Annotated in this window: 21 protein-coding genes; 8 read left to right on the forward strand and 13 right to left on the reverse strand. The window is 59.2% G+C overall.

The window, feature by feature from the left end; translation table 11 throughout:
* Window positions 1–14: 14 nt before the first annotated feature.
* Together FPZ52_RS13845 and FPZ52_RS13850 are read right to left on the reverse strand one after the other, a co-directional pair.
* Window positions 15–1,652 carry an MFS transporter gene (locus FPZ52_RS13845; RefSeq protein ID WP_146366208.1) on the reverse strand — a complete coding sequence of 546 codons (1,638 nt, stop codon included), beginning with the start codon at window positions 1,650–1,652 and terminating at the stop codon, window positions 15–17.
* 89 nt (window positions 1,653–1,741) lie between these two features.
* Complete coding sequence (locus tag FPZ52_RS13850; RefSeq protein ID WP_240804481.1) at window positions 1,742–2,308, reverse strand: CHAP domain-containing protein; 567 nt, start codon at window positions 2,306–2,308, stop codon at window positions 1,742–1,744.
* Between the two features lie 240 nt (window positions 2,309–2,548).
* Here FPZ52_RS13850 and FPZ52_RS13855 point away from each other — a divergent pair, with 240 nt between their 5' ends.
* From FPZ52_RS13855 to FPZ52_RS13880, 6 genes are all read left to right on the forward strand, one after another.
* On the forward strand, window positions 2,549–3,202 hold the full coding sequence (locus FPZ52_RS13855; RefSeq protein ID WP_146366423.1) for a ThuA domain-containing protein: 654 nt from the start codon (window positions 2,549–2,551) through the stop codon (window positions 3,200–3,202).
* A gap of 778 nt (window positions 3,203–3,980) precedes the next feature.
* Entirely contained in the window at window positions 3,981–5,048 is a 1,068-nt protein-coding gene (locus tag FPZ52_RS13860; RefSeq protein ID WP_146366209.1) for an ABC transporter ATP-binding protein, read from the forward strand.
* A gap of 4 nt (window positions 5,049–5,052) precedes the next feature.
* The gene (locus tag FPZ52_RS13865) at window positions 5,053–5,997 is read left to right on the forward strand and encodes an ABC transporter permease (protein WP_146366210.1); all 945 of its coding nucleotides are present in this window, start codon (window positions 5,053–5,055) and stop codon (window positions 5,995–5,997) included.
* Window positions 5,990–6,790: an ABC transporter permease gene (locus FPZ52_RS13870; RefSeq protein WP_146366211.1), complete on the forward strand. Its 801-nt coding sequence runs from the start codon at window positions 5,990–5,992 to the stop codon at window positions 6,788–6,790. The genes FPZ52_RS13865 and FPZ52_RS13870 overlap by 8 nt, the downstream gene beginning before the upstream one ends.
* A 37-nt stretch (window positions 6,791–6,827) precedes the next feature.
* Window positions 6,828–7,853, forward strand: coding sequence for an ABC transporter substrate-binding protein (locus FPZ52_RS13875; protein WP_146366212.1), 1,026 nt, complete (start codon window positions 6,828–6,830; stop codon window positions 7,851–7,853).
* A gap of 76 nt (window positions 7,854–7,929) precedes the next feature.
* Window positions 7,930–9,588 (forward strand): amidohydrolase, encoded by a 1,659-nt coding sequence (locus FPZ52_RS13880; protein WP_146366213.1) that lies wholly within the window; start codon window positions 7,930–7,932, stop codon window positions 9,586–9,588.
* Between the two features lie 65 nt (window positions 9,589–9,653).
* On the opposite strand, the gene FPZ52_RS13885 is transcribed toward FPZ52_RS13880, so the two are convergent.
* Genes FPZ52_RS13885 through FPZ52_RS13905 form a run of 5 tightly spaced genes read right to left on the reverse strand, consistent with a single transcriptional unit; the run spans window position 9,654 to window position 15,021 of the window.
* Window positions 9,654–10,826 carry a BaiN/RdsA family NAD(P)/FAD-dependent oxidoreductase gene (locus FPZ52_RS13885; protein ID WP_240804482.1) on the reverse strand — a complete coding sequence of 391 codons (1,173 nt, stop codon included), beginning with the start codon at window positions 10,824–10,826 and terminating at the stop codon, window positions 9,654–9,656.
* A 57-nt stretch (window positions 10,827–10,883) separates the two neighbouring features.
* Window positions 10,884–11,936: a LacI family DNA-binding transcriptional regulator gene (locus FPZ52_RS13890; RefSeq protein WP_240804483.1), complete on the reverse strand. Its 1,053-nt coding sequence runs from the start codon at window positions 11,934–11,936 to the stop codon at window positions 10,884–10,886.
* Between the two features lie 37 nt (window positions 11,937–11,973).
* Window positions 11,974–13,473 carry a tripartite tricarboxylate transporter permease gene (locus FPZ52_RS13895; RefSeq protein WP_146366215.1) on the reverse strand — a complete coding sequence of 500 codons (1,500 nt, stop codon included), beginning with the start codon at window positions 13,471–13,473 and terminating at the stop codon, window positions 11,974–11,976.
* Between the two features lie 24 nt (window positions 13,474–13,497).
* A complete protein-coding gene (locus tag FPZ52_RS13900) occupies window positions 13,498–13,917 on the reverse strand; it encodes a tripartite tricarboxylate transporter TctB family protein (RefSeq protein WP_146366216.1) in 420 nt (139 codons plus the stop codon).
* 57 nt (window positions 13,918–13,974) lie between these two features.
* On the reverse strand, window positions 13,975–15,021 hold the full coding sequence (locus FPZ52_RS13905) for a type 2 periplasmic-binding domain-containing protein (RefSeq protein WP_146366217.1): 1,047 nt from the start codon (window positions 15,019–15,021) through the stop codon (window positions 13,975–13,977).
* Between the two features lie 245 nt (window positions 15,022–15,266).
* On the opposite strand from FPZ52_RS13905, the gene araD reads away from it, so the two are divergent.
* Together araD and FPZ52_RS13915 are read left to right on the forward strand one after the other, a co-directional pair.
* On the forward strand, window positions 15,267–17,009 hold the full coding sequence (araD, locus tag FPZ52_RS13910; RefSeq protein ID WP_146366218.1) for an L-arabinonate dehydratase: 1,743 nt from the start codon (window positions 15,267–15,269) through the stop codon (window positions 17,007–17,009).
* 54 nt (window positions 17,010–17,063) lie between these two features.
* Window positions 17,064–17,777 (forward strand): ribonuclease activity regulator RraA, encoded by a 714-nt coding sequence (locus FPZ52_RS13915; protein ID WP_146366219.1) that lies wholly within the window; start codon window positions 17,064–17,066, stop codon window positions 17,775–17,777.
* A 71-nt stretch (window positions 17,778–17,848) separates the two neighbouring features.
* Here FPZ52_RS13915 and FPZ52_RS13920 read toward each other — a convergent pair whose 3' ends face one another.
* The 6 genes from FPZ52_RS13920 to proC form a co-directional block, all read right to left on the reverse strand.
* Window positions 17,849–18,820 carry a glycosyltransferase family 2 protein gene (locus tag FPZ52_RS13920; protein WP_146366220.1) on the reverse strand — a complete coding sequence of 324 codons (972 nt, stop codon included), beginning with the start codon at window positions 18,818–18,820 and terminating at the stop codon, window positions 17,849–17,851.
* Window positions 18,817–19,806: a UDP-N-acetylmuramate dehydrogenase gene (gene murB / locus FPZ52_RS13925; RefSeq protein ID WP_146366221.1), complete on the reverse strand. Its 990-nt coding sequence runs from the start codon at window positions 19,804–19,806 to the stop codon at window positions 18,817–18,819. Before murB ends, FPZ52_RS13920 begins: the two co-directional genes overlap by 4 nt.
* Before the next feature lie 2 nt (window positions 19,807–19,808).
* Entirely contained in the window at window positions 19,809–21,086 is a 1,278-nt protein-coding gene (locus FPZ52_RS13930) for a UDP-N-acetylglucosamine 1-carboxyvinyltransferase (RefSeq protein ID WP_146366222.1), read from the reverse strand.
* Between the two features lie 30 nt (window positions 21,087–21,116).
* A complete protein-coding gene (locus FPZ52_RS13935) occupies window positions 21,117–21,650 on the reverse strand; it encodes a serine O-acetyltransferase (protein ID WP_146366223.1) in 534 nt (177 codons plus the stop codon).
* Between the two features lie 206 nt (window positions 21,651–21,856).
* The gene (locus FPZ52_RS18975) at window positions 21,857–22,000 is read right to left on the reverse strand and encodes a hypothetical protein (RefSeq protein ID WP_168201368.1); all 144 of its coding nucleotides are present in this window, start codon (window positions 21,998–22,000) and stop codon (window positions 21,857–21,859) included.
* Window positions 21,997–22,818, reverse strand: coding sequence for a pyrroline-5-carboxylate reductase (gene proC / locus FPZ52_RS13940; RefSeq protein ID WP_146366224.1), 822 nt, complete (start codon window positions 22,816–22,818; stop codon window positions 21,997–21,999). The genes FPZ52_RS18975 and proC overlap by 4 nt, the downstream gene beginning before the upstream one ends.
* Window positions 22,819–22,831 lie beyond the last annotated feature (13 nt).

Genomic DNA, 22,831 nt, shown 5'->3' on the forward strand with positions numbered 1-22,831 from the left:
ATACTGACTTTGCTTCAATGTGACAGGCCTGCGGTGTTGCGCAAGGGCATGTCGTCATGACGCGGTACGGTGGGACGTTCGATCATCCTGTGAACGTGCGGTAGATCATCGCCTTGATGCAATTCCCTCAAGCGGTCGATACTGTCCGCATCGGCCATCGTTCGGCGTAGATTGTGGCGCACATATTCCGTCCAGGTGGCGACATGGTAGCTTTCGGACCAGAGGCGCGGGTTTTCCAGATCACGCAGCAGTGTCCAGCGTCGTGCGCCATCGCGCAGGCGGATGCGGCGGCGGTGCGCCATGATCAAAAGGAATTCCTCGACGTCTTCCTGGCGGATCTCGTAGTCGATCATCACCGCAATTGGACCGCTTCGGGCGCGCAGGTCCAGTTCAAGCTGTGGTTCGCGAAACCGATTGAGTGGGTCGAGGTCCAGTTCCTCTGCTTCAGGCAGACGCAGGAGCAGGCCGATCAGCGCACCGGCCGTCAGCAGAACGGCGGCCGTGGCGAGAGCTACCGGGATGCTGATCGTCTCGGCGACCTCCCCCCACATCCATGACCCCAGGGCCATGCCGCCGAACACGCCCGATTGATAGAGCGAGATCGCACGCCCAACGACCCAGCGCGGCGCGGAAAGCTGCACGGTCGCGTTGAACAGGGACAGGTTCAGCACCCATGACGCGCCGGCCAGCGCGAAGGCCGGCGCGCTGAGCCAGGGTGAACGGCTCAGCGCCAGCCAACACAGTGCGATCGCCAGGCAAACGAAGCCGCCACGCGCCCGTGTTTCGGGGCTGACGCGGGCCTTTAACCAGCCCCCGGAGAAACCGCCACCTATGGCCCCAAGCCCGAAGCAGCCAAGGAACAAGCCGTAGCTTGTCGCGCCCAGATCCAGCATGTCGCGCGTGATCACGGGCAACAGGGCCAGCGCGCACACTGCGCCGATGCCGAACACCGTCCCGCGCAGGATAACGCGCAGGATATTGGGCGACATGGACACATAGGACACGCCGTCCCAGATTGCCCGCCAGATGTTTTCGCGCGGAAGCCGGGTGTCGCGCGCTGGCGGTTTCCAGCGGGCGAGCGCCCCGAGCATGACGACAAAGCTGCATGCGTTGAGGGCGAAGGCCGCCGCCGCGCCGCCCGCCGCGACGATGATCCCACCAAGAGCGGGACCGACGCTGCGGGTCATGTTGAACCCGATGGAATTCAGAAGCACCGCTTGCGGCACTTCCTTTCGCGGGACAAGGTCACCCACTGAGGCCTGCCATGACGGGTTGTTCAACGCATTGCCGCTGCCAATCAGGAACGTCAGGCCCAACAGCAGCCATGGGGTAATGCCTCCTGCCCATGTCATCGCGGCCAGGCACAATGCAGACAATAGCATGAAGCTTTGCGCGGCGATCATGATCCGGCGGCGTTCCATGTTGTCGGCAAGCGCGCCAGCAAGTAGCGCAAACAGCATCACTGGCAGCGTGGCGGCCGATTGCACCAGAGCGACCATGTCATGTGACGCGGTCAGGCTGGTCATCAGCCAGCCCGCACCCACCATCTGAAGCTGCGTGCCCATATTGGACACCAGAGATGCGCTCCAGATCGTCGCGAAGGCGGGGTATTTGAAAGGTGACAACTGGCCGCTACTGGCGGATACAGGCATATCAACGCGCTCCCTTTAGCCCTTAAATGGGTAGAGCGGTTGAAGAAATTTGGCAATGCGTGGTTGGAGCCCGCGCGGTGTCGATGTCGTTACTGAACGACTGTTGGGTAGATGAAACCGTCCAGCGGATAGACGCGTCCATAGTTCCCCGGCTGGCTTTCCACGCGCACCGCCGACCAGTCGTTGCGTTCGGAAATATCTACCACGGCCATCCGCAGCGAGACCTGGTTGCGTTTCCAGTTGGCGTGATCGATCAGTACCTTGCGCGGCTCGACCAGTTCCGAGACGACGGCGACATGCCCGCGCGGATTACGGCCCGTAGCACTGAAGGCCATCACGGCGCCGACCTGAGGTTCCTTGCCGCGCGCATATGTATTGCCTGCCTGATCCCACCATGTGCCCGCATTGCCGCGAATGTTGACGCCGCTGAGGTTGCGGGCGAAGGGCACGCACCAGACGCGCGCGCCTCTCGCCTTGAGCTTCTGCACCTCGGTCATTGCCCGTGTGACCCGTTCAGGATGCAGGCCCGACGAATAGCTGCCGGGCGATGTGCCGGAACACGCCGCGACAAGAAAAACCAACGCGCCAAATGACAGAAGAGTACGGACTGCCCGTCCCGGATTGCGCACCTGCATTATGCCCCTCGATGTTTTCATTGGTCACGCTGGTTGTGACGTTGCGTATTTTTGTGAATTTTCGTCCCTGGGCAAAGAGAAAATGTCTGCCTATGCATGCGGTGGGCAAAGATCCGCCGACGGAAGTTCTTGTGCAGTTTCAATCTGCCCCTTCCATCAACCAGGTGGGGCGCTTTCGCGGCTGGAACCTGCTTGCATCCCGGCGACCTCATGGCGAATGTTCGCGCAAACACTGGCAGATGCACCTTGAGGGAGGACATGATGAGCAGCGCAAAGGCACTGATTTTCTGGGGCGGCTGGGACGGACATGAACCCGAGTCCTGTTCCCGGATCGTCGAGGACATGCTTAAGACCGAAGGCTTTGACGTGGATCGGGTCGAAGGCACCGGTGTCCTGTCGGACCGCGATCTGGGGCAATATGATCTGATCGTTCCGCTATGCACACAGATCACGGTCGAGAAAGAAGCGCTCGATGCGCTTGTCGCCGCAGTCGAGGCGGGCGCCGGGCTTGGCGGGTTTCATGGCGGGATGGGCGATACCTTCCGCAATGAACCGGCCTATCAGTTCATGACCGGTGGTCAGTGGGTCGCACACCCGGGCAACATCATCGACTACCGCGTGGACATCACCCGTCCCGACGACCCCGTCATGCAGGGCATCGAAAGCTTCGATTATCATTCGGAACAGTATTACCTGCATGTGGATCCGGCGATCGAGGTGCTGGCCACGACCACGTTTAACGGTGAACATGCCTCGTGGATCGACGGGACCGTCATGCCGGTGGTCTGGAAACACAGATACGGGCAGGGGCGTGTGTTCTATTCCGCGCTCGGCCATGTCGCGGCGGAATTTGAGATCCCGCAAATGCGCGAGATTCTGCGCCGTGGACTGTTATGGGCCACGCGACGCGGATGATTGTATTGCGCGGGGGTGAGGCATGCCGTCGGCGCAAGCAACCAAGTCAGCCGAGGCGGCGCTTGGCGACCCTGATCGCCCCAGACCTGCGGCAAGCAGCGGCAGGCTGGCGGGCAGGGGACGGCGGGGTCTTCTGGTCATGGGGTTCTCCTTATCAGAACCCCAGCCCGATCGATGACTCGGTGCCCGATTGTCCAACGTCAGGGGCGCACTCCATGCGACGAAGGAAAAATCGCCGGGGCTGTCCGCTTTAAGCCCGGTGAGAGCAATATCACCTGCATTCGACATGTAAGACGTTCCCATTACCAGAATCTCTGGCGTGCCGCGCGCGGCGGGTACGGAATATTTGCCGTTTGGTTAACGAAGGGACGTAACAGTTTTTTGCAGCTATGATAAGATCGGCTGGGCTTTGCCGATGAAAGGTCGAAGCAGATCAACAAGCCGGGATGCAAAGACGCGCTTCAGCTTTGGTGGCCAGACTTATTCTGGCGATCGTTTGCAAACTGCCGAAGGAGTAATCGAAATGCCCGTTTTGATCATAAATTTTCGACTTCTTTGCGATGTACGACAGACAGACCTTCTTGAGGAAGTAGTTTTAAATAATTGATAAAAATACATTTTATAAATTAAAATCCGGAACAGAACATCGATCTTTCATGCGGGGCAACTTCGAATGCAGAATTTAATCAAATAATTTTCTTGATTCCTGCGCAAATGGTGATTGCATGGGCGGCAGACGGCCTCGCGGCAGACGGGGTGGAACAGGGAAAGGACGCCGATGATCGAGATCGATCGAGTCAGCAAAGTCTTCGGCAGCGGGCCAACGGCTTTCACCGCGCTGGATGACGTATCAGCGACGATCGGGCGAAGTGAGTTTTTTACACTGCTGGGGCCGTCGGGATGTGGCAAGACGACATTGCTTCGAGCGATCGCCGGGTTTCATCCTCCCACATCCGGACAGATCCGATTGGACGGCGATGATCTGTCGACCAAGCCACCCTTCGAGCGCCCTGTGAACACGGTTTTTCAGAGCTACGCACTTTTCCCGCATATGACTGTTGCCCAGAATGTGGCGTTCGGATTGCAGATGCTGAAACGCCCCAGGGCCGAGATCGACCGCACGGTCGCCGAAATGCTGGCGCTCGTGCAGATGACCGCTATGGCTGATCGGCGAACATCGGAAATTTCCGGGGGTCAGCAGCAGCGTGTGGCCCTGGCGCGTGCGCTGGCCCCACGTCCCAAGGTGTTGCTTCTGGACGAGCCGCTTTCGGCGCTGGATTTCAAGCTCCGCAAGGAAATGCAGATCGAACTCAAGCGGCTGCAACACGAAACGGGCATCACTTTCATCTTCGTGACCCATGACCAGGAAGAAGCCCTGACCATGTCGGACCGGATCGCCGTGATGAATGCGGGCAAGATACTTCAGATCGGGGCTCCGCGTGACATCTATGACCATCCGGCCGAGCGGTTTGTCGCGGATTTCATCGGGGATACGAACTTCTTCGAGGGAACATTGGGCGATGGTGGCATGGTCGATCTGGGCAATGGCACGACCATACAGGCTTGCCTGCCGGCAGCGGGTCATGTTGCAAAAGGGGCGGTGACGTTGGCGGTGCGCCCGGAACATGCGCGGCTGACCAGCGAAACCGACAGTATCGGCCTGAAGGGCGTTCTCGACAACATCGTCTATTTCGGCACAGACACGCATTATCACCTGAAGCTGCCGGCCGGAGAACACTTCATTGTACGCCGTCAGAACCATCCGGACCTTCAGGGCATGTATGAAGTGGGTCAGACGCTGGGCATCGTGTTCGAGGCGAATGTCGCCCAGATCCTGAGGGACTGAGCCGATGACCGACGTATCCGCTGAAGCCTCGCCAGAGCCGCGGTCCAAGGCCGCAAGCCTCGATCGCCATGCTGTTCGCAACCGCGCATTGTTGCTGACGCCGGCGATGCTGGTGCTGATCTGCGCGGCATCCGGCCCGCTGATCTTCGTGGTGATCTATTCGTTCCTGACTGCCGGCGATTACGGCGGTGTGATCTGGCAGTTCTCGCTCGACGGGTGGACCAGCGTGTTCATCGAGCGCGACATTTTCGATGGCACGCTCAGCATTGCAGATGCGCATTTGTCGATATTCTGGCGATCGGTGAAACTGTCGCTTCTGACGACGTTGCTGGCCTTTATCTTCGGCTTTCCGACGGCCTATTTCATTGCCACGCGCCCGCGCAAGCAGCGCGATATCTGGATGCTGCTGATCATCATTCCCTTCTGGACCAACCTGCTGATCCGAACCTTTGCGATCATGGAGGTCATCCGAAACGAAGGTGTTGTGAACTCTGCACTGATGGCCATCGGGATCATCGATCAGCCCATCCAGCTTCTGTTCACCGATTTCGCGATCCTGACCGGGATGGTCTATGTCTATCTGCCGCTGATGGTGCTGCCCGTTTATGCGTCCATGGAACGGTTGGATTTTTCGCTGATCGAGGCGGCCTATGATCTCTATGCCACGCGCTGGCAGGTGCTGCGCCGCATCATCATCCCGGTGGTGAAGCCGGGGATCATTGCCGGGTCGATCCTCGTCTTCGTGCCTTCGCTTGGTGCCTATGTCACGCCGCGCGTGCTGGGCGGCGGGACGAAGCTGATGCTGGGCAATCTGATTGAGCTGCAGTTCGGGCAGGGGCGAAACTGGCCCTTGGGCGCGGCGTTGTCGATCACGTTGCTGGCGATCGTGATGGTGGCGCTGATCATCTATGTTCGTAAGGCGGGCAAGGAGGACGTCGGACATGGCTAAAGCCTTCGATCTGCGCAAGCAAACCGGCTTCACACCCGTTGCGATGTTATGCTTCGCGTTGCTCTATATGCCGATCATCCTGCTGGTCGTATATTCGTTCAATGCCGGGTCCGCGATCTCCGACTGGCAGGGGTTTTCCTTCCGCTGGTACGAGGCCGCATGGCAGAACGAACAGGTGAAAGAGGCGACGGTCCGGTCCCTGATCGTGGCGGGCGCGGCAACGCTGATCGCAACGACAGCGGCCACCTTGGCAGCATTGGCTACGACGCGCGGCAAGCCCTTCAAAGGGCAGACCGCTGTGTTTGCCCTGATCAACCAGCCTTTGATGGTGCCCGAGATCGTGACGGCCGTTGCCCTGCTGGTGGTCTTCGCGCTGGTGAAGGTTCAGACTGGTTACACCGGGCTCGGCTACCTGATACTGGCCCATTCCGCTTTCTGCATTCCGTTTGCATTCATGCCGATCCGGGCCCGCCTTCAGGGGATGGATTTGACGCTGGAGCAGGCGGCGGCTGATCTTTACGCGACACCTTGGCAGGCCTTCCGCTTCGTGACCTTGCCGCTGTTGTGGCCCGGAGTGCTGGCGGGGGCGATGCTGGCGTTTGTCATTTCGCTCGATGATGTGGTGATCACCGAGTTTGTCAAAACTGCGGGGCAGGATACGCTGCCCACCTACATGCTCGGGCAGCTTCGGCGTACCGTAACGCCTGAAATAAATGCGATTTCCACGGCGTTGCTGGCGATCTCCGTCCTGCTGGTCGTGTTCTTCTTCCTGGCAAACAGGCGCAAGACCTGACGCCTCAATACCTGCAATTCATCCAACAGGAGTTTCCATGAAAACATCCATTGCGATCCTTGCGCTTTCCGGTTTGGCGGCGGCACCCGCGCTGGCCGAAGGCGAACTGAACATTTTCAACTGGGGCAACTACACCTCGCCCCAAATGATCGAGAAGTTCGAACAGGCCTATGATGTCGACGTCACGGTTACCGATTTCGACAGCAACGACACCGCGCTGGCCAAGATCAAGGCGGGCGGGCATGGCTTTGACATTGTCGTGCCTTCGGCCACCTATATCCCGATCTGGATCGGCGAGGGGTTGTTGTTGGAATCGCGGCCCGACCAGATGGAAAACTTCGGCAATGTCGATCCACGCTGGGTCGATGTGGAATTCGATCCTGGCCGTCGCTACACCGTTCCGTGGCAGTGGGGCACTGTGGGTATCACGGTGAACACCGGCGTCTATGACGGCGACATCAACACTGCCGCGCTGGTCTTTGATCCGCCCGAAGAGCTGAAGGGCAAGATCAACATCATTCCCGAAATGAACGACGTTCTGAAAATGGCGATCCGCTATGTCGGCGGCGAAGAATGCACCGGCGATCTGGACATCTTGCGAAAAACCCGCGACGTGATGGTCGAGGCGAAGCAAGACTGGCTCTCGATGGATTATGGCACGGTCGAGAAGTTCGCACAGGAAGACGTGGCAGCAGGCATCAACTGGAATGGTGCTTCCTATCGCTCGCGCCTTCAGAATGACAAGATTGCCTTCGGTTATCCGGTGGAAGGTTATCCGATCTGGATGGATAACGCCGCGATCCTGTCGGACGCGCAGAATGTCGACAATGCGAAGCTGTTCCTGAACTTCATCATGGACCCGGAAAATGCAGCGATGCTTTCCGAATTCGCCCGCTATGCGAATGGTATCAAGGGGTCCGAGGAGTTCATGCCCGAAGACATGAGAACCGCGCCCGAAGTCCAGATCCCCGAGGAGTTCGCTGATGCAGGATTTGTCGCGCAGACTTGCCCGCCTGAGGTGAACAAGCTCTACACGCAAATCTGGACCGAACTGCAGAAATAGCCCGATTGCCCAAACGAAACCGAAACCAGCGCGCCTCTTTTCCGGGGCGCGTTTCCCAGATCCTGAAGAGACCCGCATGAACGCAGATATCGTTATCCTGAACGGCAAACTCGTGACTTTCGACGAGGAAAAGCCGGATGCCCAGGCCATCGCCATAACAGGGAACAAGATCACAGCCGTTGGTGACAATACGACAATCCGCGATATGGCTGGTCCGCAGACCAAGGTGATCGATGCGGGTGGCAACACGGTTCTGCCCGGCTTTATCGAGGGGCATGTGCATGTGTTTCAGGGATCTGTGGAACTTGATCGCCTGAACCTGCATGGTGTTCACGGGTTTGATCGGCTTGCCCAAGCAGTTCGCCGACGGGCAAAAGAGCGTCCCGATGAAGACGTCATTCTGGCACATGCGGCTGACTATCACATTCTCGGACCGGGTATGAGCGCGACACGGCAAGATCTGGACAGGATCATCGAGGATCGTGCCTTCGCCATGATGGCGTCCGATCATCACACCGCGTGGGCCAACACCAGGGCGCTGGAAATGGCGGGCATCCTGCATGAAGGAGAAGCGCCGGAAGGTTCGGAAATCATCCGGGATGCCAAGGGAGTCGCGACTGGAATGCTGGTGGAACCCGGCGCTTATGGTTTTGTCACGGCCCTGACCACCTCAGGTGGGCGTGACGCGAAAGGCATCGTGGATGGGCGCAGTCCGGATGCCACGCCTGCGCAGCGCACGGCGGATATGGATGTGATTGCCAAAGGAATGGAGCATTGCGCGTCTCACGGCATCACGACCATGCACAACATGGATGGTAATCTCTACACGCTGGAATTGCTGCAAGGGCTCGATGATCGCGGCGAGCTTTTGTGCCGTACGGAAAGCCCGCTGCATCTGAAAAACACGGACCCGCTGGACCGCATCGACGATGCGCTGGAATGGCGCAAACGGTTCAATTCGGATCGCGTCTGGTGCAACCGCGTGAAGATGTTCATGGACGGGGTGATCGAGAGCTACACGGCGCTCATGCTGCAACCCTATCCCGACCGTCCCGACACGTGCGGGGAGGAATTGTTCAGCCCCGAGCATTTTAATGCCGCTTGTATCCGCGCGGATGGCCATGGCTTCCAGATCGCGGTCCATGCCATCGGGGATCGCGCGGTCAGGCAGACGCTCGACGGATACGAAGCCGCGCAGAAAGCGAATGGCAGGCGCGACAGCCGGCACCGCGTTGAACATATCGAAGTCATCGATCCGGCAGACCTGCCACGGTTCAAGGAAATCGGTGTCATCGCTTCAATGCAGCCCGTTCATTCGCCCGCAGCGGGGTTCTTCGGTCCGCCCGAAGATGGCCACATTCTGCGGGAGGACCAACTGCCCTACGCCTTCGCTTGGGCGAAAGTCCGTGGGGCTGGGGCATTGCTGACATTCTCGACGGACTGGCCTGTCGTGCCGGTGGATGTCATGCCCTCGATCAAGGGGGCCGTCGCGCCCGTCGACCTGGGACCGGGTTGGGGGCAGAATGCGCAGAGCCTGATGGATACGCTGGCATCCTATACGCGCGATTCTGCTTTCATGGAGTTCAACGAGGATCGCAAAGGGCGCCTGAAACGAGGTCTGCTCGCCGATATCGTGGTGATGGACAGCGATTTGTTCGCGATGGACCCGGCCGAGTTGGACCACGCCCGCGCCACGACCACAATCTGCGACGGTCGGGTGACGTATCAGAGATGACATAACCCGTATGCTGTCGGTGCTGGCAGTCTTGGCAGCTATTTCAAGGGTTAATCAAGGGTTGGCTAGCCGCCAACGCGTTCCGCGATCGCTATGCCCGCTGCCACCCCGGATGACCACGCCCACTGGAAGTTATAACCGCCGAGCCAACCAGTAACATCTACCGCTTCGCCAATTGCGTATAGACCGGGCGCCTTTTGGGCTTCCATCGTCTTTGACGATAGTCCTGCAGTGCTGATACCGCCTGCCGTGACCTCGGCCTTGGGGTAGCCTTCGGTGCCTGTGGGTTGAAACTCCATCGCGCTGAGCATGTCGCCGATGCGGTATAACTCCGCATCAGGGACGTTGCCGAGCTCGGTGGGAAGATCGATCCGTTGCGCCAGCGCGTCAGCCAATCGGGTCGGCAGATGGTCTGACAGCGCGGCCTTCAGGTGTGCCCGTGGCATGGCGCGTTTGGCTGCGAGCAACTTGCTCGCCGCATCTGCGAGGATTGTAAGGGCGACGGTATCACCCTTGGACCAGTAGGACGACACTTGAAGGATCGCGGGGCCGGACAATCCGCGATGCGTAAACAGCGCCGCCTCTTCGAACGAGACACCATTGACCCGCGCGACGGACGGAAAGGAGACGCCCGAGATTTTCTTGAAGCTTGCATCCTCGTCGCCCAGTATGAATGGAACAAGGGCAGGTCGGGGCGTTACGATGTCCAAGCCGAACTGTCGCGCAATGTCATAGGCTTTCCCCGTGGCACCCATCTTGGGAATGGAGGGTCCGCCGGTCGCCAGAACCAGCTGTGGTGCACAGGCTCCGGCAACATGATACATCCCGTCGCCATGACGAATGTCGCCAATCTGTGTGGACAGCCGAGTATCGACCCGGCCCTTGTGACATTCCTCCATCAGCATCGCCACAATCTGGCGCGCGGACCCGTCGCAGAATAGCTGGCCGAGTGTCTTTTCGTGCCATGCGATCCCGTATTGCTCGACGAGGGCGAGAAAGTCCCATTGGGTATAGCGGCTCAGGGCGGATTTGGCAAAATGCGGATTCTCGGACAGGTAGCATTGCGGCTCCACGCCCATATTGGTGAAGTTGCAGCGTCCGCCGCCTGAGATCAGGATTTTCTTGCCCGGTTTGTCGGCATGGTCGATCAGCAGCACCCGCGCACCGGCCTGGCCAGCAACCGCAGCCGCCATCAGGCCAGCACCGCCAGCCCCAAGAATGATCGCATCAAAAGTCATCTGCGGGCTTCTAGCCATTCGGGGCCTGGGCGAAAAGCGAAACCTTGCGTTCGTAGGTCAGGCGGAGTCGCGCGTAATGATCTCGAAGCCAATATCCGTTGAGCGTGGTGGGGCGTCTTTGCCTTCGAGCCGTGCCAACACGGCTTCTGCCGCAGTCAGACCCAGAGTGGTTCGGTCAACGCGCACGCTGGTCAGGGACGGTTCCAGTTCCGCTGCGGCTTCCTGGTCTCCGAAACCGATAACGGCGATGTCGTCGGGTACGGTCAGGCCGCGTGCATGGGCCTCGATCAGCACACCTTGCGCCAGAAGGTCCGAACTGCAGAAGATCAGCCCGTTCCTGAGGTCGTAATTGTCAAGCAGATGCGCCAGTCCTTTGCGTCCCTGTCCAAGGCTTGCCAGGCTTCCATGGTCATACTGCGCGACGCTACTGCCGGTCAGTTCCTCGAACCTGTCAACGAAAGCAGTTTTGCGGCGATGAGCGCGCTCGTCACCTGCCGAAATCGTGCCGGCTTTCATATATCCGCGTTCTACTGCGTATTCTGCAACCGCACGCGCGGTGGCGGCGTGCGAAAAGCCGACACACAGATCGATCGGCGTGTCCGTGATGTCCCACACCTCGACCACCGGAATTTCAGCGCCGAGCAGCATTTTGCGGGCATGGGCCGAATGGTGAATCCCCGTCAGCAGCACCGCGTCGGGGCGGCGCGACAGGTGGGTGGCGATCACGCGTTCCTCGTCCGCCGGGTCGAACCCGGTTTCCGACAGCAATATCTCATAGCCCTCGCTACGCAGTCTTGCGCTGAAGGATTTAAGCATCGAGGAATAGACGATGTTGGTCAGCGCGGGCACCAGCGCCGAGATCAGCTTGCTTTTGCGAGAGGCCAGGGCTCCCGCCAACGCGTTGGGAACGAAGCCCGTGACCTCGATTGCGTCGTGTATGCGCCGCAATGTGTCGGGTGACACTTTGGACGGGTCGCTCAGGGCACGAGACACGGTGACCTGCGACACCCCTGCAATGCGCCCCACCGCCGCCATGGTGACGGCCCTGGAGCTGCGAATGCGGGGCAGGGGTGTCTTGCTTTGGTCGGTTCTCGTGTTCATCCGCGCCATGATGGGGGTTTCCCGATGCGGGAGCAAGCCGGGCGGGTCAGGCTCCTTCAGATAGTTTCTTCTTGTTGCGCGCGAGGAATATGGAGCCCGCGACCGACGCCACGATCAGCACCCATAGCAGCATCGCGATCCAGCTTTTGGTAAAAAAGATCGAGACGTCACCGAAGGATTCCAGGCTTTTGACGAAATAGACTTCTGCTGCCGGTCCGAGAATAAAGCCAATGATGAAGGGCGCGACCTCGATCCCGATCTTGACGGCGAGCCAGCCGAAGATCCCGAAGATCAGCAGCGTCCACACGTCAAACATGATGCCGTAGTTGATCGTGTAGGCTCCGATCACGCACATCATCAGAATGACAGGGAACAGGATGTGTTTGGGGATTGTGACAACCATCGCGAAATAGCGGATCGCGACATACATCATGATGAACATGCCGATATTGGCGATCAGCATCGCGAAGATCATCGCATTCCATGTGTCGGGGTTGTTGCCGATGAACAACGGGCCGACCTGGATGCCTTGCAGTGTGAATGCACCGATCAGAAGCGCCGTGGTGGAATCGCCCGGAATGCCCAGCGACAACAGCGGGACCAGTGCGCCGCCGGTCAGACCGTTATTGCCAGCCTCGGACGCGACGATGCCCGATGGCTCGCCCTTGCCGAATTTTTCGGGATGCTTGGAAAAGGTTTTGGCATTGGAATAGGCGAGGATCGACGCCGCCGAACCGCCGACACCCGGCAGGATGCCGACGAAGGTGCCGATGCCGGAGGAGCGGAGCAGGTTGACGATCTGGCCCTTGAAGATTCCGAAGGAAAAGGACGATTTTCCGCCGATCTTGACTTCGTCGCGGGTCTGTCCCTTGGGAACGCCAATCTCGGCTTGTTCCAGGATCGCCGCCAAGCCGAACAGGCCGATCAGCACGGGCAGGAGGGAAAAGCCGCCATCCAACCAGTAGGCAAGGCTTTCCGGCACGAGTCGCATCTCGCCGTTGCCGCCATCTGATATGTCGTAGATGCCGATCAGGCTGATGAAGATGCCCAGGAAACCGGAAAAGATGCCCATCAGCATATCGCTCGACAGTGCGGCCATGACGGTCAGTGCGAACAGGATGATCAGGAACTTCTCGACATAGGAAAACTTGATCGCAAAATTCGCCAGTGCAGGTGCAAAAAGATAGAGGATGAACAGGCTGACCAAACCGCCGACGAAGGATGCCGTGATCCCGATCCGCAGGGCTTTTTCACCTTCACCGTTTTGCGCCATCGGGTGTCCATCGAACGTTGTAGTGATGGAGGATGGCGTGCCGGGAATACCCAGCAGGATTGCCGGGACAAGGCCGCCGGAAATACCGCCGACATAAAGACCCAGCAGAAGCGCGAGGCCATTTTCCAACCCGAGTGAGTAGGTCAACGGCAGGCAGACGGCGACGGCCATCGTGGCGGTCATGCCCGGAATGGCACCAAAGATGATGCCGATCAGTGTTCCGCCCAGGACGAGCGCAACGAAGAGCGGCGAGATGAGTGACAGAAATTCCATTTATGTGCTCCGATTGCCGCCGGATCAGGGCAAGGTGAGAAAGAACAGGTCTGTGAACAGCCACCAGACCAGTGTAGGCGCGACCAGCGCGACGATCACCAGCGGCAGGACATCCCGGAAAGGCCGGTCATGCATGAACAGCAGGCCCGTCAACAGAACGTAAGGGATCGAACAGATCAGGAAGCCCAGCCCGGTATTTGGCCAGATACTCCCGACTGGAACCATTGCGGAGAAGTAGATCAGCGTCAGGCCCAACGCGCCGAAAAACCGCAGCTTGTCCATCCGGGCGAAGGTATCGCGCCAGAACGTGCCTGCACCCGCGATCTCGTGCCTGCGACGGATGACAATGGCCAGGCCCAGAAGACCGAGCACAATCGCGATCAGCGTCGGAAAAATAAGATGCGACGTCTCGAAATCGATCGTCACCTTGGTCAGAGAGCCCATGATCCCTCCCTCGGTTATAGAAAAGGCCCGAACGCGAAGGTCCGGGCCCGGTCGTGCTTAGGAATCGCCGGAAATCTGCTCGATCACCTTTGCATAGGTGTCGCGCTTCTCGGTCAGGTGCTGCTGAGCCTCGGCGGTCGGCAGGAAGTTGGGGATGAAGAAGGCCGCCTTCTGACGTTCCTGGATCTCGCCTTTGGCGTAGATTTCGGTCAGTGCCGTGTCGATCTGCTCGATGATGGCGGGATCCATATCCTTGTTGAACAGGAAGTAGAATTCCTTGTCGAAGGTAAAGTCCTGTTCTCCGTCCAGCGTCACGCTGGTTTCAGGCGACACGTAGTGCAGCATGTCGTCACGCGTGGTTTCGCCCATACCCTCTGCTGGGGCCTGTTCGATAGTGCCCGGACGTGCAGTGATCCAGACGAAGCGCATGGCTTTCTGGTCGTCTTCCGGCAGTTGGGTGAACTGCTCGTTCGCCTGGATGGAACCGTTTATCACATCGGCCAGATCGTCCCACATCGCCTGGTTTTTGTCGGACTGCGAACCCGTGTTGACGGCGATGATGTTTTCCTCGGATCCGGGTGCGCGCACGGAGGCCGCGTTCTTCATGGCCGAGAAACCGATTTCCGACACTCCGCCCGGCTGGATCGCAACGCGGACGCGTTCACCGTTTTCGGCGGCGGTCAGAATATCTTCCATCGACTGATACGGACTGTCCTTTGACACCAGATACGCGTTGCCAGGGTTGATCGCGACAGTCGGACCTACGGTGTAGCCCTCGAAAGGATCATCATAGCCCGTCACGCCATATAGGTTCCCCAGATAGGCCTGATCGTGGAAGATCATCAAGGTTGTGCCACGGCTGTCACGACCAAGCGCTTTGAACGCTTCGGAGGCGCCGACGGCATCGACCTTGATGTTGATATCGAGATGTTCAGCCAGCGCGTCCGCAACGATGGCGGAGTTTTGGTATGTGTCACCACCTGTCGAGGTGGAGCCGATCACGAGCCGGACATTCCGGGGAAGTTCCTGAGCCGTTGCGATCAATGGCTGAGCAAGCAAAGCAGTGGCGCTGGCAGCGGCAAGAAGTGTTCTGCGGGCAATCATGATTTTCCTCCCGTTAGGCCGTAAGTAACGGCCGAGATTTCCTGCGAAACTCGCGTCGCGAGACGCGAATCCGATACGCAATGTATGCGCATACAGTATCAAAAATCATACTGAGGTATGGTTTGTCAACGCGGATACTGTATTTATGCCGAGGTATAGCGGTAATCTGCAGCGTTTCTAGAATGCGTTGACATCAGTTCATGTATGCGAATACATCACTGTGAAACCGCATTTGGGAGGGCTGGATGAAAGATTCCGCAGGTAAGACCCCCGAAACGCTTCGCAGTTCCCGCTGGTTCGCTCCGGACGATCTGCGCAGCTTCGGGCATCGGTCACGAATGATGCAACTTGGCTATTCCGAAGAGGAATTTCGGGGAAAGCCGATCATCGGGATTTTGAACACGTGGTCGGACCTGAACTCCTGCCATGGCCATTTCCCCGAGCGTGTGAAAGACGTGAAGCGCGGCGTGCTTCAGGGCGGCGGTTTGCCGGTCGAGTTGCCCGCGCTATCGGTGGATGAAAGCTTCAACAAGCCGACCTCCATGCTTTTCCGCAACATGCTTGCGATGGAAACGGAAGAACAGATCCGCGCTCATCCGCTGGATGGCGTCGTGCTGATGGGTGGTTGTGACAAGACGACACCGGGGCTTGTCATGGGTGCGATCACCGCGGGCGTTCCGTTCATCTACCTGCCAGCGGGTCCGATGCTGCGTGGTCATTACGCCGGTAAGATCCTGGGATCGGGGTCTGACGCCTGGAAGTATTGGGACGAACGCCGTGCGGGCAACATATCTGACGATGAATGGTTGGGAATTCAGGGCGGTATCGCTCGTTCCGTCGGGACTTGCATGACAATGGGCACCGCCTCCACCATGACCGCGATTACGGACGCGATGGGACTGACCTTGCCCGGCGCGTCCTCGATCCCCGCTGCCGATTCCGGTCACCAGCGCATGGGGTCCGACTGCGGGCGTCGCGTGGTGGAAATGGTCTGGGAAGACCTGACACCGGAAAAGATCATCACCGATGGTTCTGTCAAGAACGCGGCGATTGTGGCCATGGCGACGGGCTGTTCCACAAACGCTGTTGTTCATCTGATCGCAATGGCGCGGCGTGCGGGGTGCGACCTGACGCTTGACGATCTAGATGCGCTGGGGCGCGTGACGCCGCTGATTGCCAATGTCCGGCCTTCGGGCAAGGACTACCTGATGGAGGACTTCTTCTATGCAGGTGGCTTGCGTGCGTTGATGAAGCAGATCGAGGAACGGCTCGACACGACCTGCATCACGGTCACGGGCAAAACGATGGGCCAGAACCTGGAAGGTGCGGTTGTCTACAACGATGATGTTATCCGGCCCTTGTCCAATCCGGTTTATCACGAGGGGTCGCTGGCCGTTCTGCGTGGGAACCTGTGCCCGTCCGGTGCGGTGATCAAGCCCGCCGCATGCGATCCGAAATTCTACAACCATGAAGGGCCGGCGCTTGTCTTCGACAGCTATCCGGAAATGAAAAAGGCGGTCGATGACGAAAATCTCGACGTGACGCCCGATCATGTGATGGTGCTGCGTAATGCGGGCCCGCTGGGTGGGCCGGGCTTCCCCGAATGGGGTATGTTGCCGATCCCCAAGGCGCTGATCAAGCAGGGCCATCGCGATATGTTGCGGATCTCGGATGCGCGGATGTCGGGCACGTCCTACGGGGCTTGTGTCCTGCATGTCGCCCCCGAGAGCTTCGTCGGCGGGCCACTGGCCTTGTTGAAAACCGGCGATATCGTGCGACTGGACCTGGCGAACCGCAGCCTGGACATGCTGATCGATGAAGACGAACTGGACGCCCGCCGCAAGGCATGGACCCCGCCGGAGCCGAAGTTCCAGCGCGGCTGGGGTTGGATGTTCTCCAAGCATGTGGGGCAGGCGGATACGGGATGTGACTTCGACTATCTCGAACGCAGCTTCGGCGAAGCTGCTGGCGAACCTGACATTTTCTGATTGGCGCGGGCGGCTGCGTGCCGCCCCTCGCATCCATACCGAGGAATAAGACACATGAACGAAGCGACACGCGAGAAACTGACGAATGTCTCTGTCGCCACGCTGGCCACCGCTTTATACAAGCGCGGCCTACGCCATCAGGTGATTCAGGGCGTGCATCCGATTGGCTGGAAGGGCAAGAACATGGTCGGTCCCGCCTTCACGCTGCGCTATATGCCAGCGCGGGAAGATCGCAACCAGTTGACCGAGTTCCGCAACCCGCAGCACCCGCAGCGCGTGGCAATCGAAACCTGCCCGGAAGGCCATGTTCTGGTAATGGACAGCCGCAAACAGGCCGACGCGGCCTCGGCCGGTGACATCCTGATCCGCCGCCTGATGAAGCGTGGCGGCGCTGGTGTGGTGACCGATGGCGGCTTTCGTGACGCTGCGGTGATCGCTGATCTTGAAATCCCGGCCTATCACACGCGCCCGTCGAGCCCGACGAACCTGACCAACAACGAAGCCATCGCCATCAACGAGCCCATCGGCTGCGGTGATGCGCCGGTCTTTCCCGGTGATGTCATCGTGGGCGATGCGGACTGCGTGATCGTTATCCCCGCTGAAATCGCGGATGAGGTCGCGGATGAGGCCGTGGAAATGACCGTCTACGAGGATTTCGTGGTCGAACAGGTGATGAATGAGGGCCAAGCCATTATCGGTCTGTACCCCTGCACCAAGGACGAGAACCGCGAGAAGTTCGAGGCATGGCGCAAGGCTCAGGGCCGGTAAACGCCGGTCCCCGTTTGGCTCTTGCAAGATTGAAAATACGGTGCCGTCACAAACGGGCGGTGCCACGTCTGTTAGCGAGGCCTGCGAAAACGCAACCAGCTGTGCAATGCGCGGGCCAGGCCATGATGTAAGGGACCGTATAGATCACGAACCGTTTGAAGCTCGCTTGACTTGAGTGTGCCATAATAATCAGCCTGCTTGACGCTCCGCAGAATTCGCCGTGACAGCTTCGGGGTCCGCGGCATTCGCATCAGCGCGAGCGGTCCGTATTGTTCCACGTCGTCCTTGCGGCCCGATTGGCGTTGATGCCAACACCGTTCCGCTACCGATGTATAGGCGGTTTGCACGAGCAGCTTTCCAAGGTTTGTCGCAATCCCGTCGGCAGCGAAGCTGTGACGCTGATACAGCCAGTCGGAGAGTACCCCCAGCCGATTGCTTTCGATCAGGCGCAACCAGAGATCCATGTCTTGCGAGTTGGCGAAGAACGTCCGATAGCCGCCAACCGCGTCGTAGGCCGCGCGACGGATCATGACCTCGCCATGTGTGAACGGGTTACGTCCCATAATCATTTGAGGCGTCACCTCGGTCTTTAGCTGACCGGCGTCGGGTGCGGACCCGTTGTACCCGGCATGTTCAACCGGCAAGGGCGGGAATGGATTATCGGCGGAGACAAGGGCGTTGTTGTAGCCGCAGCCCAAAGCAGCATATTCGGGATTGGCGTCCAGAAACGCGACCTGCCGCACCAAGCGGTTCGGGAAGGAGACGTCCCCGGCTCCTTGTATGGCAATATAGGTGCTGCTGGACTGCGCGATGCCGTTACGAATGGCGGTCGTAAAGCCCGTATTCGCTTGGTGGATCACCCGCAGGCGCGGATCGTCATAGCTGTCGAGAATCGCACGCACGTTGGGATCGGGGCTGCCGTCATTGACGATGATGATCTCATAGTCGTCAAACTTCTGCGCAAGCAGGCTATCCAGAGTCAAACGGATATAGTCTGCACGGTTGTAGAAAGCCGAAACAACAGACACTTTCGGAGAATTCATAGTACCATCAGACCTTTGGCGTCGGTGACTGACCCGGCCGGCTCAATACGGCCGTTGGGATGCACGAAGCGGGCCTCCACGTCCATCAGATATCCGGTTTGTTGCAGTGCCGTGTCTCGGATGATACGGATCAGCGACAGGATGTCCGACGCGCTGGCAGAGCCCGTGTTTACGATGAAATTCGCGTGAAGCGGCGACACCATCGCACCGCCTATCTGGCGTCCTTTGAAGCCAAGGCTTTCGATGACGGCGCCGGGCGGGCCATACTTCGCATACATCGCCGGATTGGATACGAAAACGGACCCGCAATTGGGAAGCTTCTGGGGAAACTTCAGCCGTCGGCTGCGCATGATCTGCCGCATTTCGTGTCGTAGGGCGTTTGGATCATGACCTGCGTCAAGGATAAGTTCCACCGAAGAGACGGCCTCGTCATTGGATTGAAAGATCGAAGTTCGATAGGCGAACCCGCAATCCTTGGCCCGTCGGGCGATCCGTGAGCCATCCGTGGTGACACTGCTGACACGGCTGATATGTGATCCGATCCCCTTGCGCTGACTGCCTCCGTTCATGCAAACCAGCCCGCCCAGTGTGCCGGGAATGCCGCAGACATGTGCAATGCCGCCAAGGCTGTGCAGCATGGCTATTCTCGCCAGGCCCGGAACCCATAAACCTGCGCCCGCCCGGATGTGGTCACCTTTGACCTGAACCGATGCCAGGTCCGATCCGATCTGAATGCAAGGTGCACGCAGTCCTTCATCGGCGAACATCAGGTTCGACGTGGCGCCAATCACGATATGGGGCAGGTCGTTCCGGAAGAACAACGATCTTATCTGTGAAAGTTCCGATTCCGATCCGGGGTGCACGATCAGATCAGCCGTTCCGCCCACCTGCCAGCGGCTGATTGCCGCCAGCGACATGTCCGTCGTGACGCGACCCGGCGCAATTTGTTCCAGATCGCGGACCAGCGATGCTACGGCGGGCGTCATGGTCACGCGGCCGAACGGTTCTCAGTGCGCACTGTTGCGCCCAGGGATTTCAGCTTATCCACGAAATTCATGTAGCCGCGCCCGATCTGCCATGCGTCGGTGATCACGGTTTCACCGTCGGCGATGAGACCACATAGCGTCAGCGCCGCGCCAGCCCGCAAGTCCAGCGCCCGCACGTTCGCGCCATGCAACTGGCCGCCATTGCCGAAGATTTTCAACATGTCCCCATCGATTTCATGCCGTACGCCCATCTTCGCCATTTCTGCCGCATAGGCGTAGCGGCCCGGAAAACGCAGATCGACGATACGACTTTCGCCCGTTGCCCGCGCGGCCCACGCCGCGAGGATAGGCTGAACGTCCGAATTGATGCCCGGATGCGGTCCGGTCGAAATTTCGATGGGATAACAGTTTCGTCCGCGCACGATCAGGCTGTTCTCGCCGCGGAACAACTGTGCACCGGCTGCTTTCAGATGCGCCAGAACAACGTCAAGATCGTCGAAGGGAAAGTCGCGGATCTCGACGTCGCCGCCCGTGATCGTTGCGCCAGCCAACCAGGTGATTGCCTCCATGTTGTCAGGGATGACGGAATGGGTCGCACCGTTCAGCCCGTCCACACCGTCGATCTCGATGTGCTCCTGTCCATGGACGGTGATCTTCGCGCCCATCTTGCGCAGCAGCTTGACGAGATCCAGAATTTCGGGCCGGATATGCGGGTTCCATATCCGCGTCTTCCCCTTGGCTAAGGTCGCGGCCAGGATGGCGTTCTCGGTCGCGCCGGTAGATCGCAGCGCCAGGTGGATATCCGTGCCAACCAGCCCACCGGCAGGTGCTTCGGCACACAGGTAGTCACCTTCTTCCCAGACCTGCGCACCCAGCCGTTCCAGCAACATCACATGCAGATCGTATTTGCGTTCGCCCAGTTTGCAGCCGCCGGGCAAGGGGACGGCGCCACGCCCTTGCCTGGCCGTCAGTGCGCCGAGGATAAGAAGCGTGTTCCGGATTGAGCGCCCATCCCATTCCAGCCGGTCGATGCCTAGCCGGGGTTCGGTGATGGAAATGTCGGTCGGGTTGCTCAATGTGCAGGTCTTGCCAAGCGCTTCCAGCATTCTCACATGCACCTGCGCATCGAGCAGCTCCGACGGGTAGTTCTGAAGCCGGATCGTCTCAGCGGTCAGAAGGCTGGCCGCCAGCAGGCGCAGGGCGGAATTCTTCGCGCCGCACAGATCGACCTGCCCTTGCAGAACAGATCGGGACACAACCAGATCGGGAAATTCACTCATCAAATCATACCTTGGATCGAATACCGGTCATCACAGCGCAACGCCTGCCGCACCGTCATCTGGTAACAGAATGCGGGCCGGGACGCCAATAGCGGTTGCACCATCCGGCACATCCGAAATTACGACGGCATTGGCACCGATGGTACAGTTGCGACCGATACGAATCGCACCCAGAATTGCAGCGCCCGCAAAGATGACTGTTCCATCGCCTATTGCCGGGTAGTTGCCCGCCGAGAAGTCCCCGATACGTGCCCCGCCAATCGTCACGTTCTGGTAGATGGTAATGTCTTGGCCAATCGTAACACCTTCACCGATCACAATGCCGACAGGATGACGCAGTGTTAAACCCGATCCGATCCGCGCTCCATAGCCGATGAACACACCGTGCCCGCGCGACAATCTGCGTGTCAAAACACGCCCCGTCCGGTTCCATCCTTTTCTCTTGCAGTTCCGGATGACATCTACATAGAGCGCGACAACGGCATCGGCATCCCCGAAGATGACTGTTTTTGTGATGGACCGCCAGTGGCGTGCCGTTGTCCGGGACCGAGGAATGGCGTTCATTTACTGTCCTGAACGAATGATTGCGGGTCCTCCCGCATTGCATGCGACCATTTTTTTAGCGACGTTTTGGCATGATGGAAACTCAAAAGGGCGCCCGCCGGTCGGTCCGTTCGCATGTGGTTTCCGGATGCGGCTTTTCTGACCGAGAGAACCGCGCCCGCGCCATTCTGAAAATCCGCGCGCGTTTTCCCTGTGTCACGTAGCCTTCATGGATGGGTATCGCGATCGTCGCATTCGGCGCGTTTGCGGCTTGGTCGCCAGATGTGAGCGGCCTCTGCCAACCCGGCATTGACGGTGCCAGGCGGGATGGATGCGTCGCCGTTCTCTGGCCCCGCCAGAACGTCGTTCAAGCGTTCTGTGCCAGTTCCTTGGCCCGCTGATGGGCCGACCTCACCGCGTCTTTGGTCAGTTGAGGGAAGCCGCCTTCACGTTCGAACTGCGACAGCCCGGCAAGGGTGGTGCCGCCGGGGCTGCTGACCGCTTGCTTCAATTCTTCTGCAGACCGCGCATCCCGTGCCAGAAGCGTTGAAGCTCCAAGCAACGTTTGCCGCACCAGCCGGTCGGCCAGACCTGCGTCGATACCTTCCGAGATGGCCGCTTCGATCATATGTTGCGCAAAGGCGAACACATAGCCGGGACCACTGCCGGCAACCGCCGTTGCCAGATCGATTTCGCCTTCCTGTGCGACCCACTCGAAACGGCCGCTGCTGTTGAAAATATCTTCGACCAAGGCGCGATCACCGTCGGACAAACTGCCCTCTTGGCAATAGCCAACGCTCATGGACTGCGCGACCATCGCCGCGAGGTTGGGCATGACACGCACAACCCGATCCGTACCCACCGCGTCTGAAATGGTTTTCAACGACGTCCCGGCCATGATCGACACGACCACGCCCTGCGCGATACTGCCAAGCGCATCAAAGGGAAGGCCTGTGAATTGCTGGGGCTTGACGCCGACGATGGTCAGACGTGGCGACAGGTCGCGAATGTCGTCTGCGCTGTCCAGAAAACGGACTTCGGCATGCTCGGGCAAAAGGGATCGCGCGCGCTCGACCTGGGGGTCGAGTGCCACGAACTCCGCATCCTTCAGCGTCTCCAGCACGGGCGACAAGATTGCCGCGCCCATATTGCCGCAACCGATGGCGAGAATGGTTTTCTTTTGACTCATGTCCTTGATCCCG

It is taken from the genome of Qingshengfaniella alkalisoli (genome assembly GCF_007855645.1).
In the GTDB taxonomy this organism is placed as follows: Bacteria; Pseudomonadota; Alphaproteobacteria; order Rhodobacterales; family Rhodobacteraceae; genus Qingshengfaniella; species Qingshengfaniella alkalisoli.